We start from the raw sequence: 19,018 nt of genomic DNA on the forward strand, positions 1-19,018 counted from the left end.
TTTTTCTAAATTCTAAGATTGATCGAGCCTTTTATATGTGCAAATTCACCCTTTGAAAACAAAAAACTCCGAAGCCATTTGCGGCCTCGAAGTTGATTTTTAGTTGGTTCCCGTCTGAACGGATATCGATTGTTTTTTTCCATCGCGGTAAATATCCAACGTGACTTTTTCCCCAGGTTTTACTTGTTGATATAAATATTTCCGTAGATCTGTCGCCGTCTCTACTTCTTCTCCATTAATTGCAACAATTACATCATTTTCTTGGAGTCCCGCCACATCTGCAGGTGATCCTTTTTCCACGCTAGTGATAAAGATGCCCTTTTCTAACGAGCCGACTAAACTTTTCCGATAAAATTCTGCAATATCAGATACATTGTATAGTTGTATGCCTAAATAAGCCCGTTTCACTGCGCCGTGTTTCATTAGTTCCTCAGCGATTGGAATCACATCATTACTTGGGATAGCAAATCCGATTCCTTCCACCTCCGTTTGGGCAATTTTTAAACTGTTGATCCCGATGACTTCCCCTTGACTGTTAATTAACGCACCGCCACTATTACCTGGATTAATAGCTGCATCCGTTTGTAATACCGTTAATTCCCAGTCCCCTGCCGATGTTTCTACCGTAATCGTCCGTTCAGTTCCACTAATAATTCCCCGGGTGACTGTTCGGGAAAATTCCAAACCGAGGGGATTCCCGATGGCAATGACCTCATCTCCTGTACGCAATGTTTGTGAATCTCCAAAAGTAGCCACTTTATCTACATATTTTTCGTCGATTCGAAGAACTGCCATGTCGGTTAGTGCATCGGTACCAACGATTTCCGCTTCAACTTGCTTTCCGTTGTAGAGAGAAACTTTAATATTACTAGCTCCTTCAATAACATGATTGTTCGTAATAATATAACCGTATTGATCATCTTTATAAAAGATCACACCCGATCCAGAGCCCGATTCTACTTCTTTTGTTTCAAGATTAAATCGGTTTTGCATTTCTTGCAAATTGACAACCCCGACTATGGCTGGTGAAACTTCCTCTACAATGTCAGCGATCGTCGTTTCACCCGTTTGTTGAAATGTACTAGTATATTGTGCATCCGATGAATTTTGTAAATGGAGTTCTGCGCTTTCTTCCGCTTGAATAGAAGAATCATCATGAAATCGTGGAAAATCCGTAAAGGAAACAACCGATAAAGTTAATAAGGAACTTGTGACGCCAACGACCACATTCGTCATCAAACCTTTGACAACGGATTTTTTCCCTTTACTATTTTTTTTAGAAGATATTGCCTCTTTTGTTTCATCCTTTTTCTCTCCTTTTCTTTCAATCATTTCATCCCTTTGATTAAATTCTTCTTCTTTGGTAAAAGAGAATTCTATTCCCTCAGATTCATCTCTTTCTTTTTGATTCATCTCCTTTTCAGTACTTTCCTCCGATTTTTTATTTAAATTTTGTTCATCCAATTTACTCACTCCTTGTTATTTGTCATTGCATTCGAAAAGCTTGAAATACAACCAGGAAAAGACTCCGACGGACGAATATCTTTAGATGTTCGCCCATTATGGATATGTTCATGTGAAACCTTTTTTCGTTCTATGTTTTATCGGAGATTTGGTCTTTCTTCTCCTTTAACCACCTCTTCTATTTTGATCATAGTCGAAAAAAATGAACAAATTATGACAGTAGATGGAAATAATTATGAAGTCGTTCCTTTTTTATTCTCCATCATTTATATACCCATTTTTTTTATGATTTTTACAAAAAAGTTGTTCAGGTCTTGAATCGTATTATTGAAACTTTTGTCATATTGGAGTGATCTGGATGTACAACAAAGGATGTCCAAGGGAAAGGGGAGCTTTTACAAACTCTCAAATTAATCAAAGGTTCAACATACTAAGGGATCGAGACTAGTATTTCAACAAATAAGGGTTCTTATGGCGTAGATCCTTCGTTCGTTGACAAGGTCGTTTAAATTCGTAATCGTCGATGAAAAAGTCAAAAAAATATGTATTCGGACTCGGAGAGATATGTTTTCAGATTAAAAAAGGTGTCTCTAAGCCGGCAAACGGCCTTCAAAAGACACCTTTTTCTCCTTTATACGTTTTTAATTCGTTCCGTATTCAAAATGTTCAACAATATGGACATTTCGTTTTTTCATTTCCTTAATATACAAATCCCCAGGGACGATTTCTTCAGGAGCAAAGACACCCCTTTTTCCAATCGTTCCGTTTCCGATCATTTGGGCGACGACGGAAATCGTTCCCGCTGTTGCCTTAGCCATTGCGGTAATTCCTTTTTCCTCATCTTTATACGTCACCATTTCGTAAGTGATTGTCGCCTGTTTATCGGACTTTTTACCGGATACAATTACCCTTAACAATACGACATCTTGATCCTTTTCTTTTAAGGAAAGCCTTGGTGCCAATACTTTCAATAACATCTCTCTAGGGGAGATCGATTTTGAATCACCAAAATGAATCGGTTCGTTGCTCAAAAGTTGAAGATCCTTTAATAATTGAATGTTTTTGGCATGTCCTGGATAGCGAATCGTTTTATACTCTAGTCCATCCAAGTTGGGAAATGTTTTCGGTAATGTGGACGTCCCTCCAGATGTATGGAAAGCTTCCAATGGGCCAAATTTATCAAAATATACCGTTTCAATTTCCGATAAGGATGGAACAGTCATTTGTTTACCATTTCGGATGATTCGTGCTGGATCCGAATAATGATCCATTAAACCATCTAAAGAAAATACATGATTATAGTAAAGGGGTGGTTCCGGTCGTAATGGAATGCCGCCCACATAAAGTTTCACAGACTTTGTTTCTGTTAATTTACTCGCACCGTAACCGGCTAAAATGTTGATCATTCCTGGGGCGACACCGAGGTCTGGAATGATTGTAACGTTTGCCTTTTTCGCTTCTTCCTTCCATTCCAATATTTCATCCGTAATCTGTTGAATATGTCCACCTAAATCAACGGAATGAGTACCGGTTTTGATCGCTGTTTTTGCAACGATTTTATTAAATTTATAAAATAGTGCATTAATGACGACATCATAGTTTTTCATCAGCTTTGCTAAATCATGTTCATTACTGGCATCCAGTTGATAGGCTTTAAGTTTCGGATGATTTATTCCTTGACAGATCTCCTTTGCTTTCTCATAATCGATATCGGCTAATCCGACTTGTTTTACCTCCGAACTTTCAACCAAATCCCTGGCTGCCTCTTTCCCCATCAATCCGGCCCCTAATACGGCGATTTTCAAATCCTTCACCCCTATTCGTTCGATTCTATGTCAATTTGTGCCCGTTGAAGCTTTCCACTGTAATCTACGTAAACGGTACGCCATTCGGTAAAAACATCTAACGCTTGGACACCCGAATCCCGATGTCCATTACCCGTTCCCTTCGTTCCCCCGAAAGGTAAGTGGATTTCTGCCCCGATCGTTCCAGCATTTACATATACGATTCCCGTATCCAAATCCCGTTGTGCTTTAAAGACACGGTTTACATCTCTAGTGAAAATCGAACTAGACAAACCGTAAGAAACTTGATTATTTACTTCAATCGCTTCTTCTAAACTGGAAACAGATATAATACTTACGACCGGACCGAATATTTCTTCTTGAGCGATGCGCATATTTGGATGGACGTTGGTAAATAAGGTCGGTGCGTAAAACCATCCATATTTATATTCATTCTCTGTTAATGGGAAACCTCCTGCAAGTAATTTTGCCCCTTCTCGTTTTCCAAGTTCCACGTATCCATGAATTTTTTCCAAACTGGATTGATTAATGATCGGACCAACTTTTACCTGCTCATCCAGTCCATTTCCAATCGTTAATTGTTCCATCTTTTCCAACAAACGTTTTTCAAGTTCCTTTTGAACATCTTTATGGACAATCACTCGACTGCAAGCGGTACAACGTTGGCCACTCGTACCAAAGGCGCTCCAAATAATCCCATCGACAGCGAGATCGAGATCCGCATCATCCATTACAATCACTGCGTTTTTCCCGCCCATTTCAAGGGATACTTTTTTCAGTTGACGACCACATTCGCTAGCAATTGTACGACCGACTTCATTTGATCCCGTGAAAGAAACGACTTGAATATCCGGATGTTGAACGATCGCTTCACCCACTATTGAACCTTTTCCGAAAACGACATTTAATACTCCCTTTGGAAGACCTGCTTCTTCAAATATTTTTGCCAATTCATACGCCATGATCGGTGTTTCCGTAGCTGGTTTCCAAATGACCGCATTCCCTGCGACAATCGCCGGGAATGATTTCCAAGTGGCAATGGCGATGGGAAAATTCCAAGGAGTTACGATTGCGACAACTCCGACGGGAACCCGGATGCTCATGGCAAATTTGTCCTTTAATTCTGCAGGTGTCGTTTGACCGAAAAGACGTCTGCCTTCACCAGCCATATAAAAAGCCATATCGATTCCTTCTTGAACTTCTCCTCGGGCTTCCTCAATTACTTTCCCATTTTCTAATGTTAATAATCTTGCAAGTTCTTCCTTCCGTTCTTTCATTATGTTCCCAACTTTATACAATACTTCGGCCCGCTGTGGTGCAGGTACTTTCGCCCATTGCTTTTGTGCTATTTTTGCCGCTTGAACAGCTTCATCTACTTCTTTTTCACTTGACAAAGGTACCTTTGCAATAATCTCACCATTCGCAGGATTGATCACATCGGTTAATGTACTGTGTCCTTTCCATTTACCATCAATATAATTTTCCAACATTCGGATTTTTGTCCTTTTCGTTCCCAATTTTATATCCTCCTTTTTCATTTATTTTGTAGTTTTGTCAATGTGTGATGGACAGAAATCTGTTCTTTTCCAGTTATAATTTCGATTACCGATGGTCGAAGATTCCTTAAGGCCAAATGAAGGGCTTGTTCAAATTCCACCCTGTTTTTTGCACGATAGCCATTTGCTCCGACGCTTTTTGCCAAATCTATAAATGAAATGTTGCCTAAGTCTGTTCCAATTGGTCGATTCGGATACTCGATTTCTTGATGCATTCGAATCGTTCCGTACATTTCATTATTAAATACTAACGATATAATCGGTATTTCATATCGTACCGCTGTTTCTAACTCTTGGAAGGTCATGAAAAATCCACCGTCACCGGAAAGGGAAACAACCGTTCGCTGGGGGGTTGCTATTTTTGCCCCAATAGCTGCAGGTAAACCATAGCCCATTGCACCTGAAGTCGGTCCGATATACGTTTGCGGTTTTTCAAAGGGATAAAATTGATGTAGCCAGCCGGCAAAATTCCCTGCATCATTCGTAATGATCGTATTCTTCGGTAAATTGTTCCGTAATACATCGATTACTTGTTTATAGATTGAAGATTGTTCAAAGAATTGTTGACGGACGGATTCTTGATATCTTCTCCCCTTTAACAACGCCCATTCTTTCCACGGAACGGATTTTGGGAAATCGATGTGTAATAATTCCTTCAATCCTTCTTTAATATCCGATAAAATGCCAAGGGTAGGAGGAAAGCTTTTTCCAATCGTGTCATATTCTATGTCAATATGAATGAGTGTTTTATCATGTGTTATGAGTTGATAATCATTCGTTGTAATTTCCGATAATCTCGTTCCTAAGGCGAAAATGAGATCTGCTTCTTGTACGGTTTGAATCACTTCCTTCCCCATTCCTATTCCCATATGACCGACGTATAATGGATGATTGTTTGGGAATACATCGTGCCGTCGAAAGGAGGCGAAAACGGGAAATGAAAATGTTTCAGCTACTTGAACTAGGACTGTTTCCGCCTTCGCTTGTTTAACTCCCCCTCCAGCAATGATTACCGGTCTTTTTGCCCTTTCCATCCAACTTTTTATTTCTTTTAATTCATCGGAGGAGGGCTTTGGTTTTGGTCGCATCATTTTCGGAGCAAAATTCATTACCCCCTCCTTTTTTAATACATCTTCTGGAAGGGAGATGACCACAGGACCTGGTCGGCCGCTTTGAGCGATGCGGAATCCCCGTTGAACGAGTTCAGGAATTCTTTCTGGATCTTGAATCTCCACGGTCCATTTGGCGATCGGTTGGAATAGACGGGGAATATCGATTTCTTGAAATCCTTCTCTCCCTAAAAATTTGCTGTGTACTTGTCCGATAAAGATGATCATTGGAGTGGAATCTTGTTTTGCCGTATGAACCCCAATGGATAAATTTGTAGCACCGACTCCCCTCGTCGCAAAGACAACCCCTGGTTTTAAAGACGCCTTTGCATATCCTTCTGCCATAAAGGCTGCTCCCCCTTCGTGACGGGCGGAAATAACTTGGATTTTTTTTTCGTCATATAAAGCATCCAATATCGGCAAAAAGCTTTCTCCAGGGACAGTGAAAACCTTTGAAACCCCTTCAATTTTTAAACATTCAACAACCGCTTTTGCACCATTGATTTTCTGTTTCATGTTAACCCACCTCAAATGGATCCCACTTTTCTAACCGCTTTTCGATTTGTTCAATGGATTTTTCATTTACCGATAAGGATATGCGTACATACCCTTCACCCCGTTTTCCGAAGGCTGTTCCCGGTGTGACAACAATCCCCCTTTGATCCAATAGTTTTGCGGCAAATGAAACGGATGTGAATGGAGGGGGAATTTTCGCCCAAAGAAAAATCGTTCCTTTTGGTTTTTGGATTTGTAAACCTTTTTTCGTAAATATTTCATACATTTTTTTCATCCGCTTTTCGAAAATTCGGTTGTTTTCAAAAACAGCGGATAAATCACTTGTTAATGCAGTAGCTGCTGCCTTTTGAATCGGTAAAAATTGGGATGTATCCACATGGCTTTTCAAGATCGATAAGGATCGAATTAAATCCGGATTTCCAACAACATAACCGATCCGCCATCCTGTCATATTGAAACTTTTCGATAAGCTACCGAACTCCACGGCTATTTCTTTTGCTTTGGGCACTTGTAAAATACTCGGTGATCGATAATTTCCAAAGGTGACAAGATCGTAGGCATTGTCATGGGCGATGAAAATGCCGTGGACTTTTCCAAATTCGATGGCTTCTTTAAAAAGATTTAAATTGGCCGTAGCTGTTGTAGGATTTGAAGGATAATTTAATATCATCAATTTTCCCGTTTCTTTCTGTTCCTCCGTAATCTTCTGATACATTGGTTTAAATCCGTTTTGTTCATCTAATGGTAAATCGATTACCGTTCCCCGTGCTAAATGAACGGCCGAACGATAGACGGGATACCCAGGATCTGGTACAAGCACACCATCGTTCGGATCAATGACCGCTTGGATGAAATTTGCGATACCTTCCTTTGAACCGATTAAAGCTAAAATCTCTGAGTCTGGATCTAAATTGACATCGTATCTTTTTTTGTAATAATACTGAACGGCTTCTTTAAATTCTTGACAACCTTCATACGGAGAATATCGATGATTCGAAGGATTTTTCGCCTCTTCGATCATTCGATCCACGATAAACTGGGGTGTTGGCAAATCAGGGGAACCGATGCCTAAGTCGATAATTTCGACCCCCCGTTGTTCCAGTTCCTTTTTCTTTTGATGGAACTGGGAAAATAAATACGGTGGTAACGTCCCGATTTTTTTTGAAGCAAATTGCATTCAATTCCCCCTTTCAAAATATATAAGTCCTTTTCGTAACGAACTTTATTTTAATTAATATTAAACTCCCTTTTTTTCATCCGTTATTTTTGGGGAAGTTTTCATTTGGAAAAACAAAAAGATGGCGATTAACATTAGGAAAACAGTTGCGAATCCAACCCAAACATTTCCAGTTAGTCCGAGGACAAGATAGCCGATACTTGCAATAGTTGCTGAAGTAAGCGCATAAGGTAATTGGGTCGTCACATGGTCAATATGATGACAATTGGCACCAGTCGATGACAAAATGGTTGTATCGGAAATGGGTGAACAATGGTCGCCAAATACCGCCCCTGCTAAAACGGAAGCCATCATTGGAAGTATCAATGAGGGTTCTGTATTGGCAGCAATCGTTCCCGCAATCGGTAATAAAAGGGCAAAGGAACCCCAGGATGTCCCGGTGGAAAGGGCGATAAATCCTGCAGTGATAAACATCATAAATGGAAGAAACATCGGATTTAAATTGGACGTCTCGATTACACCTGCTAAATAAGCCCCTGTTTTTAATTCATCGATTAAGGAAGTAATCATCCAGGCGAAAACCAAAATCAATAGGGCAGGTACCATGGATTTACTACCTTCTTTGATTCCTAATAAAAGCAATCGATGTAGTTGATCATTTTTTCGATTTCCAATCAACAACAAAATCATCGTTAAACAGACGGTAAAAAGTCCACCATATAGTAAAGCTAAAGAAACATCCGCACTTCCGAAAATTTGAATGAGGTCACCTTCAGACTCCAAATTTTGCTTTCCGTTCATGTACATGACGATAATTGTGGAAAGAAATAATCCGATAATCGGGATGAATAAATCTCGAATAGTACCGTTTTCATTTATTGGCAACTTTCTTTTTTGTATCGATGGTTGAAATTGTTCTTCCATCCCTTCTTCTCTCTCTGAATGCATCCTTTTTTGTTCGAAATGTTTCATCGGTCCAAAATCTTTTTTCGTTACGATGATTATAAAAAGGAAGCCTAACGCTGCCCATACGTAAAAATTCATTGGAATCATTTCTATAAAACTACCTAAAGCGCTTTTTCCGGTGATGCCAATGGTCATGAAAACTGAACCGATCAAGCCGATAATATAGGCCCCCCAGCTTGAAATCGGAGAAATCACACAAATCGGTGCTGCTGTCGAATCGACGATATAAGCTAATTTCGCCCGTGAAATATGATGACGATCCGTCAACGGTCGAGCAACTTGACCGACAGCTAAACTATTAAAATAGTCATCGATAAAAACGATTATCCCGAGCACCATCGTCATTAGTTGGGCACCGACCTTTGTTTTCACACGCATCATCATCCAATCACCAAAAGCTTTCGCTCCACCGGTCATCGTTACGAAGGTGGTGATGACGCCAAGCATGAGAATAAATAATAAAATAAACACATTCCACGTATTGATCTGACCGTTATCCCAAAATACTCCGAAAAAACTATCCCGAAGGTAAGAGAAAGTCGTGATTGGTTGGAAATTTGCAACAAATAAAGCTGAAAACAAAATACCGATTCCTAAAGAAAGCAAGACCCGTTTCGTTAATAGCACCATGATAATCGCAATCAGTGGTGGTATTATGGACCACACTGTACCTGCCATCGTTTTCCCTCCAGAGTTTTGAAAAAATTTGACAATGAATCTTTGAAATATCCAATTGTTCTACCCTTTTTGTCGATTTCCCTCTTTTAAGTTATCGAAATGATGGGTAGCATATTAATTTTCAAAATGTCCTTCCCACGGGGGCAGTGTTTTATGAAGTGGTTTGTCCTTTCTTATGCCGAGCACGTATTCCGCCTGCATGATCGTATGAATTTCCCGTGTTCCTTCATATATGACCGGTGCCTTCGAATTTCGTAAATAACGTTCAACCGGGTATTCATCGGAATAACCGTATGCGCCGTGAATTTGAACGGCATCATCGGCTGCTTTATTAGCGAAATCACACGCTTGCCATTTAGCTAAAGAGGTTTCACGGGTATTTCGTTTTCCTTGATTTTTTAATTCCCCTGCCCGGTACACAAGTAAACGACTCATTTGCAGGCCTGCTTCCATATTGGCAATCATTTGTTGAACGAGTTGATGGTGTCCAATCGGTTTTCCAAAGGTTTCTCGTTCTTTACAATATTTCACGCTCGCTTCAAGACAAGCGCTAATTAGTCCGACAGCACCGGCAGCAACGGTAAAGCGACCATTATCTAGTGCACTCATGGCAATTTTAAACCCTTCTCCTTCTTCGCCAAGCAAATTTTCTTTCGGTACTTTAACATGATCGAAAAATAATTCCCCTGTATTCCCTGCTCGAATTCCGAGTTTTCCTTTTATCGGACGGGTCGAAAACCCTTCCATTCCTCTTTCAACAATGAAGGCGGATATCCCGTGATGCTTTTTTGATCGGTCCGTATAGGCGAAGACGATAAAATGGTCGGCAAGATCGGAAAGGGAAATCCATGTTTTTTGGCCATTTAATATATACCAATCTCCATCCCTTACTGCTCTCGTTTGTATAGCTGCCACGTCGGATCCTGCTTGAGGTTCCGTTAATCCGAATGCACCGATCTTCTCCCCTTTCGCTTGGGGAACTAAATATTTTTGTTTTTGTTCCTCCGTACCCCATTGAAGCAATGTTAAACTATTTAATCCGGTATGGACGCTTACGGCCGTGCGAAAGGCAGTATCTCCCCGTTCCAACTCTTCACATACGATGGCAAGGGAGTTATAATCCATCCCACTTCCACCGTACTTTTCTGGAATACAAACTCCCATCAAACCGAGTTCGGCTAATCGTTTTAAAATATTCGGATCGAAATATCCTTGCCGATCCCATTTCCGTATATTGGGCATAATTTCCCGATCGACAAACTGCCGAACGGTTTTTCGTAATAAAATTTGTTCTTCTGTAAAATCAAAATTCATCGAAACGTTACCTCCCCTCAACTTCTATAGTTCGATTCCGTATGTTTGTTGAATATAATCGTTGTGCTCACCGACATTCGGTGGATGGTATCGATACGTAACCGGGGTCCGAGAAAGTTTTAATGGACTTCCGATCATTTTTAATTTCCCAGCAGTTGGATGATGGCATTCAATGAACATTTCCCTTTCTCTTAACTGTGGGTCTGTTACCACCTCATCGATCGTTTGAATCGGTCCACATGGAATCCCGTTTTCAATACATTTTTCTTGCCAATAGGCCGTAGATTTCCTTTGAAAGATCGATTGAAGTATTTCCGTCAATCTTTTCCGATTTCGTACCCGATCGGGATTCGTTCGGAAACGGGGGTCCGTTTTGTATTGGGGTTTGTCGATGATCGTACATAGTTTTTGAAACTGATCATCGTTTCCAACGGCGATTACCATTTCTCCATCAAATGTGCGGAAGGTTTGATATGGAACGATATTGGCGTGATGGTTTCCGAGACGTTTCGGTATTTCTCCAGACATGAGATAATTGCTACCGATATTTACTAATGCGCTTACCGCTGCATCGTAGAGGGATATGTCCAACTTCTGTCCCCTACCCGATCGATTCCGTTCAATCAGTGCTCCTTGGATTCCGATGCATGCATATAGGCCCGTTAAAATATCTGTAATGGCTACACCGGTCTTTTGTGGACCAGATTTTTCATCACCCGTAATGCTCATCAATCCACTCATTCCTTGAATAATAAAGTCATAGCCAGGTAAATGTTTGTATGGACCCGTTTCACCAAAACCGGTGATTGTACAATAGATTAATTTCGGATTAATCGAATGTAATGTTTCGTATCCGAGTCCTAATCGTTCCATCGTGCCCGTTTTAAAATTATGAATCAGGACATCGAAATCTTTGACAAGTTCTTTAATTGCTTCTTGTCCTTTTTCTGTCTTTAAATCGATCGTAATACATCGTTTATTCCGATTTACACAAGCATAATAGGCACTGACTCCCTTTTGAAAAGGAGGTCCCCATTTTCTTGTATCATCGCTTCCACCCGGTGCCTCTACTTTGATTACTTCCGCCCCAAGGTCCCCTAAAATCATCGAACAAAGGGGGCCTGCTAAAACTCTTGATAAATCCAATACTTTGATGCGTTCTAAAGCACTTGTCAATACTTGTCCCTCCCAAATGTTCGATTCAATATATTGTATTCAGCAAATAGAAAAAAATATCTAAAAACGGAAAAAAGCCAGTCCGTTTTGAACAACTATGATAGGAAGTTGTAAAAATAACGAACTGGCTTTTTTATGGGAATTTTTCAATATGTACATGTTTAAGTAATGATAAAAAGTAGAATACTTAAAGCAAAACAATAATAGGCAAAGTATTTTAGATTTCCCCGTTCGACAATCCCCTTAAACCACTTTAAAGAAATATAGGAAAAAATAAAGGATAAAATAAAAGCAATCGTATTCGGGATCAACAATTCATTCACTTGAAAATCTTTGAAGGATAAAATTGCTGTTCCTAAACTGACGGGAATGTACAATAAAAATGAAAATAAAAAGGCTGTCTCCCGTTTCATCCCGATTCCTAAAGCAGCAACAATCGTCGCACCGGAACGACTAATGCCGGGGATTAAAGCGAAACTTTGGGCCACTCCAACGACGAGGGCGTCAGTTATTGATATATTTTTCTCCCCTTTTCTCCCTTTTAAGTTTCGAATCATCCATAAAGCGAACCCGGTAATAAATAGGGCACCTGCTAGATAATGCAAATCTTTAAAGGTTTCAGCAATTTCATCTTCAAATAAAATGCCGACAACTCCGGCAGGAACGGTGGCAATGATTAGATAAAAAACAAATAAAAAGGAAGCTTTTTTTTCATCCCTTCTCGTAACGATATAGTCGATTGAACCTTTTGCTAGGGATAAAATATCCTTTTTAAAAAGGAGTAATACGGCCAAAAGGGAGGCAAAATTCATCAAGATTTCAAAACTCATATCTTCATTTGTGCCTATACCAAAAAGCTTTTGGACGATTACCAAATGCCCGCTGGAAGAAACGGGGATCGGTTCGGTAATTCCTTGTAAAATACCAAGGAAAGCATATTTTACTAAAACAATGAACGATTCCAAAGGATTCACCTCAAACAGATAGATTTACGTATTATATCATAGCATACTGCCAATGGATGTAGTAACACTTGTATAAAAATATGCAAAAGGAAAAAATATAAGACATTTCTCAAACATTTCATTTCAAATTTATTTTCCAATATAGGAAAGAAACCCCGATTAGGGAAGATTCTCGCTTCCACTAGTCGGGGTAACTTGTCATCATATAAAATCACTAATTGAAAAAAGTGCAATCCGATTAAAGAGAAACGCTTTTTTGTTCATATAATTCTTCATTGTAAATTTTTTCGGCTCGCTTTTCTTCCCTTGCCCTTTCTGTCTCAGAGACAATCAGAGCACAAACCGCATCTCCTGTCACGTTAACGGCAGTTCTCGTCATGTCGAGAAGACGATCGATTCCAATGATCAAGGCGATTCCCTCAACAGGTAGGTTAACTGTTTGAAGGACCATCGCAAGCATAATCAACCCAGCACTAGGAACACTGGCTGTACCGATACTAGCTAAAACGGCTGTTAATACGACTGCTAAAAGTTGTCCCATCGATAAGTCGGATCCAACGACTTGTGCGATAAAAATCGTTGCGACTCCTTGCATAATCGCTGTTCCATCCATATTTATCGTTGCACCTAACGGTTGGACGAAACTAGATATGGATTTCGGTACATTTAATTTTTTCTGTGCAATATTCATCGACACTGGCAAGGTAGCACTACTGCTCGATGTACTAAAGGCGACCCCCATAGCTGGAAAGAGCGTTTTAAAGACATTGAATGGGTTTTGTTTTGTAAACAGAAATATGGATGTTCCGTACGTGACGAAAAGATGTAAAAATAAAGCTATAATGATGACGATCATATACACGCCCATCGCCTGTATCGCATCGAATCCTTGTTCTCCAATGGCTTTGGCGATGAGTCCAAATGTTCCTAATGGCGCGAATTTCATTACCATATTGACTAGGAACATCATAATTTCATTTCCTTGTTCAACAAAACGATAAACGATATTTGCCTTTTTACCTAAATAGCTTAAAGCTAACCCGATAAAAATTGAAAAAACGATAATTTGCAACATGTTTCCTTCCACGAACGATTGAACTGGATTCGTCGGGATCATATTGAGGAGAGTGTCTATCATGGACGGGGCTTGTTTTGCGCTGAATTCGGCATTGGCTAAATCAAACTCGCCAACTTTCCCAGGTTTTAATACGTAGGCCAATCCGATTCCGAGGCTAATGGCAATACTCGTCGTAATTAAAAAGAATGAGATCGTTTTTAACCCGATTCTACCCAATTTCTTCGGATCGCCTAATCCGGCTGTTCCCAATACGATTGAGAAAAATACGAGTGGAACGACGAGCATTTTAATTAAATTTAAGAAAATGGTGCCTAAAGGGGTGAATACAAATTTGTTCACATACGGGAACATATTGTCAGCATACAAGTTCATGAATAAACCGACGATTGCTCCGAAAATGAGTGCAAAAATAATTTGTTTTGTTAATTTCAATAGAATTCCTCCTTCTTTTTCATGTTAAAATTTCAAAAGTAAGAAATAAATTTCACGATTTAATGAATAAAAAAACACAGAGGTAAAAACTCTGTGCAGGACAAAAGTTTCCCCCTATCGCCTACGAGGTTAGCTGTCGGGTTCGGGTTGAGAGATTACCCTACCTTAAAAAGGATTCACCCCAAAAAATTGGTTCCCCCGCTCAAAAAGATTCAGCGCCATATAAATTATGTAACAAAAAATAAACTAAAGTTTTTAAAATTTTACTGATATAATTAAATCAAATTCATTTCCATTTGTCAAACAGAAATGAATTTCACAGAAAAATTTGAAAAAGAGGCTAAAAAGCCCCTTTTTTGAATCACTGATTTTTTACTAGAAATAATAACGAAATTACCAGCTTCCGAATCCGGATCCATAACCTCCATTATTCCCACCCCATCCGAAGGGAAATCCAATAACCCCCCAATGGTGCGGATGATGAGGATGATGGGGGTGATGGTGAGGGTGATGAGGATGATGGTGGGGGTGATGGTGATGTCCGTGCCAATTGCCGTGCCATGGTCCATACCAATTGCCATGATGACCGAAACCTCCATGCCAATTGCCGTACGGGCGTCGGATGTCGCCTATAAAACTTGGAAAGTGTTGATTCATTTGTCTACCTCCTAATGTTTTTCAACATTATACGTATGTAACGTCCAAGTTTTCGGTGCATGGCTAGGAGGGAAAAAACGATTGAATTCTTATATTTCTTGCAAATTCGATGGATGACGAAAACAAGTAATTTCGTGATCATTGACGATTCCAATCGCTTGCAAGTAGGAATAAATAATCGTTGGACCGACAAAGGAAAACCCACGGGATTTTAGATCTTTACTAATTTTTTTACTCAATTCCGTTTCCGTTGGTACTTGATTAAAACTTTCCCAATGATTTACGATCGGTTTTCCATCGACAAAATTCCATAAATAATTGGAAAAGGTTCCGAACTGTTGTTGAATTTTTAAGAAGGCTTTCGCATTTTGAATTGCCGATCGAATCTTTTTTTCGTTTCGGACGATTCCTGGATTTAATAGCAGTTGTCTTATCTTATCCTCATTGTATTGGGCAATTTTTTCAGGATCGAATTGGTCGAACGCTTTTCGATAAGACTCACGTTTTTTTAAAATTGTAATCCAACTTAATCCTGCTTGTGCACTTTCTAACAGAAGTAGTTCGAACAATTTTTGATCAGAAAATACCGGATTTCCCCACTCCTGATCGTGATAATCAATATATAGAGGATCAGACGTTACCCAACTACATCGATTCATACATTTCCTCCTTGTGTTCCGTTGAAATCCTCTTCAGATTGGGCAAAAAAAGCAATCAGTTCCTTACTCTGATTTTTTCTCGTTTTCCGATATCTCGCTCGCCGTTGTCCCGTCTCGTTTAACCATTTTTCTTGATTCGTTTCAGGGACCACCTTTGGAACTGGTTTCGGCTTTCCACTTTCATCTAAGGAAACAAATGTGAGGAATGAAAGGGCTGCGATTGATTTTTCCCCTGTCATCAAATGTTCGGCGGTTACTTTTACGAGGACTTCCATTGAAGATCGACCGGTCCATGTAACCATTGCTTCTAACGTGACTGAATCCCCCTCTCTAATCGGTTTAATAAAATCTACCGAATCGATGGATGCAGTGACAACCGGTCCCCTACATAATTTCATTGCAGAAATGGATGCGATGTCATCAATATATGCCAATAATTTCCCCCCAAACATCGTCCCATGCATGTTCGTATCTTGGGGAAATACGAGAGCAGTTTTAATCGAGACTGTATCTTTCATTCGTACTGTTTTTTCTTCCATTTTATTCACCTCGAAAGCATTATAGCAAGGATACCGATCCTTTACCACAAATTGAACAAAGGATTCCTTTAAAATTATTTTATTAACATAGAGAAAAGCTTACAAATTTTGTTTGAAAAATTTGTTAAAAATAATATTTCCGATTGTTATGTAAAAGACAACGATTCAAAAGTTCAAATTTTACATAGGAATTCATTCTTTTAAGCTATAAAATATAAAAGATTGCCGCATGCGCAGCAACCTTTAATCTTTGCTCTTCATTGGCTAACCTACGTAGGCGACACCGACAATGATCAACAAAATAAACAACACGACAATTAAGGCAAAGCCAGCGCCGTATCCACCGCTGTGTCCACTCATATGGCTCAACCTCCTTTCTTTCACTTATACACTATGCAAAATTCAATTTTACGGCATTGATATTGGAGGAAAAAAATAAAAATAGATGATTGCCTAGGTTTCATGTTACACTATAGAAAAAGAATTTCCTTAAAGGGAAAAGGAGTTTTGTTGTATGGATTGGAGCATCATAATGGACGATGAAAATTTACTTCATTCTTTCATCGGAATCGGCATTTTTCTGTTTTTCCTCTTATTGCGAAAATTATTTACGAAATATTTGTTCCGAGCGATTTTGAAAATGTTAAAAAAAACACCAAACGAATTCTTTTCTTCCGTTTGGATTTCATTCGAACAACCGGTTCGTTGGTTATTTATCATCATCGGTTTTTATTTCGGTGCCAAGTATTTCCCTTACATACATACTGACGAACCGATGTTTTTAAAAATTTATCGGTCGATCGTCATCGCTTTAATTACATGGGGATTTTATAACTTATCTTCTTCTGCATCGGTAATGTTTCACAAATTAAATCGCCAAATGAATTTTCAAATCGATCAAATTCTCATTCCTTTTCTTTCCAAGACGATCCGGTTTATCATCATTGCTATTAGTTTTACCATTATTATTCAAGAATTCGGTTATAATATTTCTGGTTTTATTGCCGGACTCGGATTAGGAGGCTTAGCCTTTGCTTTAGCTGCTCAAGATGCATTAAAAAATTTCTTCGGTGGAATTGTCATTATTTTTGAAAAACCCTTTTCAATCGGCGACTGGATTTTAACACCGAGTGTCGAAGGAACGGTGGAAGATATTACCTTTCGCAGTACTAAAATTCGTACATTTGCCCAAGCGCTCGTAACGGTCCCAAACTCCACCCTATCCAATGAAACAATTACGAATTGGAGTAAAATGGGAAAACGAAGAATCGATTTTCGTTTAGGTGTGAGCTATCATACACCACCGGAAAAATTGGAAAAGGTTATCCATGAAATCCGAGAATTTTTACAAAATGATCCGGATATCCATAAGGAAACGATTTTTGTTCATTTTGATCGGTTTGCCGACAGTAGTTTGGAGTTGTTTTTCTATTTCTTTACAAAGACGACCGTATGGGGAGAATATTTAGACGTAAAGCAACGAATAAATTTCCGCATTATGGAAATTTTAGCGCGGGAAGGAGTCGATATTCCGTTTCCAACCCAAACATTGTATGTGGAAACCGTGGAAAAATCGAAGGGAGAAAATCAACCGGGTGTACAATAGAAGTCATCAAGCAATCCACAGCGTATCGCTTGTGGATTTTTTTTATAAGGTTTTTTCCTCTTTGATTAGTTCATCATTCAATTGTTTTCGAATGGATTGAATGGTAGTAAAATTGGACGCCTGATCATATATTTCTTTTAATTTGTCTTCGAATTGTTTGACTTCTTTCAATTTTTCAATTCCCTTTTTCATATCTCTTTTATAACGTTCGGTCGTTTCTTGAATATCGGAGGCATATTTTTCATCGGTACCGGGAGTAATTGTTAATGCATATAAATCAAGGATTGTGTCATTTGTTTTCGATGGAAAATATTCATGGGGAGCTGTACTGTCAAATATGGCCCAATCCAGTTCTCGGACAATTACCATATCTAAACTTTTCGGATCGAATCCGCAATGATAAATTTCAGTCGTATATCCTTGATTTAAGGCCGCCTTTGCAATCTTTTTTAACATGGTCGACTTTCCACTTCCCGGCCTTCCTTTAATAAAATATCTGTTCGTTATCGTTTCCGTTATATTTTCAACAAAATCGATCGGTCCATTCGGGGTAGATGCTCCTAAAAATCGGTGCTTCTCGACAGGGTTGGATCCTCTTTTTCCTTCTGGTATATGATCTTTTATCCATTCATTTGTCAGTTGATCCGCTTTGTCTCGGTTGATTTCCTTAATGTAATAGGATTCCAATTGATCGTGTTCTTTTAAAGCCCTTTGAAAGGTCTCGTATACACTTTTGTATCCCCTTTGAATCACATCAAATAAATGGATGATGTCCTCTTTTCTTCGTATCAATGCATCCCGATGATAAGCAACATCGAGATTTACATATTCACCGACTACTATCGGAATGCGAGGTTCAATCATATAGGGATCCGTCCCGTCCACGATTCCTACTTTCAGTTGTGGAATAATAAGGCCATCGATCAAATCAACATCCTTTGTACTTCGAATCCATTCCACATCATATCCCTTTTCATTCCATTCATTTCCGATTGATTTCATGATGGTCGATTTTCCTATTCCTGGTCCACCTTTTAAAATAAATAATCGATTCAATTGTTGGAAATTCGTTTCAAAATAATGTACAAAACCGTATGCAGTATTTCCTCCACCAAAATAATTGATTTCTTTTCCCTTCAATACGCTAGGCTCCTTTCTAAGATGATTCATCTATTTTTTCCTTCCCTTTACCATATGAGATAAAGGGGGAATAGGTGAAAGCCTACTTATATCATGCCTCAAAAAAAGAAGAGGAACCCGTCTTGTCCCATCTTTTTTATAAAAAAATTGATTTGATTGGATAATTTTTATCTGTTCGATA

Annotated in this window: 16 protein-coding genes and 1 riboswitch; of the genes, 1 reads left to right on the plus strand and 15 read right to left on the minus strand. The window is 39.1% G+C overall.

All coding sequences use genetic code 11. The features are described from left to right. Positions 1-99: 99 nt before the first annotated feature. The 14 genes from OE105_RS05040 to OE105_RS05105 all read right to left on the minus strand — a co-directional run bounded on the left by OE105_RS05040 (position 100) and on the right by OE105_RS05105 (position 16,451). The gene (locus OE105_RS05040; RefSeq protein ID WP_275421647.1) at positions 100-1,473 is read right to left on the minus strand and encodes a S1C family serine protease; all 1,374 of its coding nucleotides are present in this window, start codon (positions 1,471-1,473) and stop codon (positions 100-102) included. 632 nt (positions 1,474-2,105) lie between these two features. Continuing rightward, positions 2,106-3,269 carry a saccharopine dehydrogenase family protein gene (locus tag OE105_RS05045; RefSeq protein WP_275421648.1) on the minus strand — a complete coding sequence of 388 codons (1,164 nt, stop codon included), beginning with the start codon at positions 3,267-3,269 and terminating at the stop codon, positions 2,106-2,108. Between the two features lie 11 nt (positions 3,270-3,280). After that, on the minus strand, positions 3,281-4,759 hold the full coding sequence (locus tag OE105_RS05050; protein WP_275422097.1) for an aldehyde dehydrogenase family protein: 1,479 nt from the start codon (positions 4,757-4,759) through the stop codon (positions 3,281-3,283). A gap of 44 nt (positions 4,760-4,803) precedes the next feature. Continuing rightward, the gene (locus OE105_RS05055) at positions 4,804-6,450 is read right to left on the minus strand and encodes a thiamine pyrophosphate-dependent enzyme (protein WP_275421649.1); all 1,647 of its coding nucleotides are present in this window, start codon (positions 6,448-6,450) and stop codon (positions 4,804-4,806) included. A 1-nt stretch (position 6,451) separates the two neighbouring features. Continuing rightward, a complete protein-coding gene (locus OE105_RS05060; protein WP_275421650.1) occupies positions 6,452-7,627 on the minus strand; it encodes an aminotransferase class I/II-fold pyridoxal phosphate-dependent enzyme in 1,176 nt (391 codons plus the stop codon). 60 nt (positions 7,628-7,687) lie between these two features. Next, on the minus strand, positions 7,688-9,271 hold the full coding sequence (locus OE105_RS05065; RefSeq protein WP_275421652.1) for a Na+/H+ antiporter NhaC family protein: 1,584 nt from the start codon (positions 9,269-9,271) through the stop codon (positions 7,688-7,690). 114 nt (positions 9,272-9,385) lie between these two features. After that, positions 9,386-10,585, minus strand: coding sequence for an acyl-CoA dehydrogenase family protein (locus OE105_RS05070; protein WP_275421654.1), 1,200 nt, complete (start codon positions 10,583-10,585; stop codon positions 9,386-9,388). 24 nt (positions 10,586-10,609) lie between these two features. Further along, complete coding sequence (locus OE105_RS05075) at positions 10,610-11,761, minus strand: CaiB/BaiF CoA transferase family protein (RefSeq protein ID WP_275421656.1); 1,152 nt, start codon at positions 11,759-11,761, stop codon at positions 10,610-10,612. A gap of 161 nt (positions 11,762-11,922) precedes the next feature. Continuing rightward, positions 11,923-12,726 (minus strand): undecaprenyl-diphosphate phosphatase, encoded by an 804-nt coding sequence (locus tag OE105_RS05080; RefSeq protein WP_275421658.1) that lies wholly within the window; start codon positions 12,724-12,726, stop codon positions 11,923-11,925. A 238-nt stretch (positions 12,727-12,964) separates the two neighbouring features. Further along, positions 12,965-14,236: a dicarboxylate/amino acid:cation symporter gene (locus tag OE105_RS05085; protein WP_275421660.1), complete on the minus strand. Its 1,272-nt coding sequence runs from the start codon at positions 14,234-14,236 to the stop codon at positions 12,965-12,967. A gap of 103 nt (positions 14,237-14,339) precedes the next feature. Then, positions 14,340-14,464, minus strand: a riboswitch (cyclic di-AMP (ydaO/yuaA leader). Between the two features lie 71 nt (positions 14,465-14,535). Then, complete coding sequence (locus OE105_RS05090) at positions 14,536-14,817, minus strand: hypothetical protein (RefSeq protein ID WP_275421661.1); 282 nt, start codon at positions 14,815-14,817, stop codon at positions 14,536-14,538. Between the two features lie 165 nt (positions 14,818-14,982). After that, complete coding sequence (locus OE105_RS05095; RefSeq protein WP_275421662.1) at positions 14,983-15,552, minus strand: DNA-3-methyladenine glycosylase I; 570 nt, start codon at positions 15,550-15,552, stop codon at positions 14,983-14,985. Continuing rightward, positions 15,549-16,091, minus strand: coding sequence for an acyl-CoA thioesterase (locus OE105_RS05100; protein ID WP_275421663.1), 543 nt, complete (start codon positions 16,089-16,091; stop codon positions 15,549-15,551). The genes OE105_RS05095 and OE105_RS05100 overlap by 4 nt, the downstream gene beginning before the upstream one ends. Positions 16,092-16,355: 264 nt before the next feature. Beyond that, positions 16,356-16,451, minus strand: a complete 96-nt coding sequence (locus tag OE105_RS05105) for a YjcZ family sporulation protein (protein ID WP_275421664.1) — start codon at positions 16,449-16,451, stop codon at positions 16,356-16,358. A gap of 154 nt (positions 16,452-16,605) precedes the next feature. On the opposite strand from OE105_RS05105, the gene OE105_RS05110 reads away from it, so the two are divergent. Beyond that, positions 16,606-17,697 (plus strand): mechanosensitive ion channel family protein, encoded by a 1,092-nt coding sequence (locus OE105_RS05110; protein WP_275421665.1) that lies wholly within the window; start codon positions 16,606-16,608, stop codon positions 17,695-17,697. A gap of 42 nt (positions 17,698-17,739) precedes the next feature. Here OE105_RS05110 and OE105_RS05115 read toward each other — a convergent pair whose 3' ends face one another. Then, on the minus strand, positions 17,740-18,837 hold the full coding sequence (locus OE105_RS05115; RefSeq protein ID WP_275422098.1) for a PRK06851 family protein: 1,098 nt from the start codon (positions 18,835-18,837) through the stop codon (positions 17,740-17,742). Between the last annotated feature and the right edge of the window lie 181 nt (positions 18,838-19,018).

Origin of the sequence: Fervidibacillus halotolerans (assembly GCF_026547205.1) — a bacterium.
Lineage (GTDB): Bacteria > Bacillota > Bacilli > Bacillales > Caldibacillaceae > Fervidibacillus > Fervidibacillus halotolerans.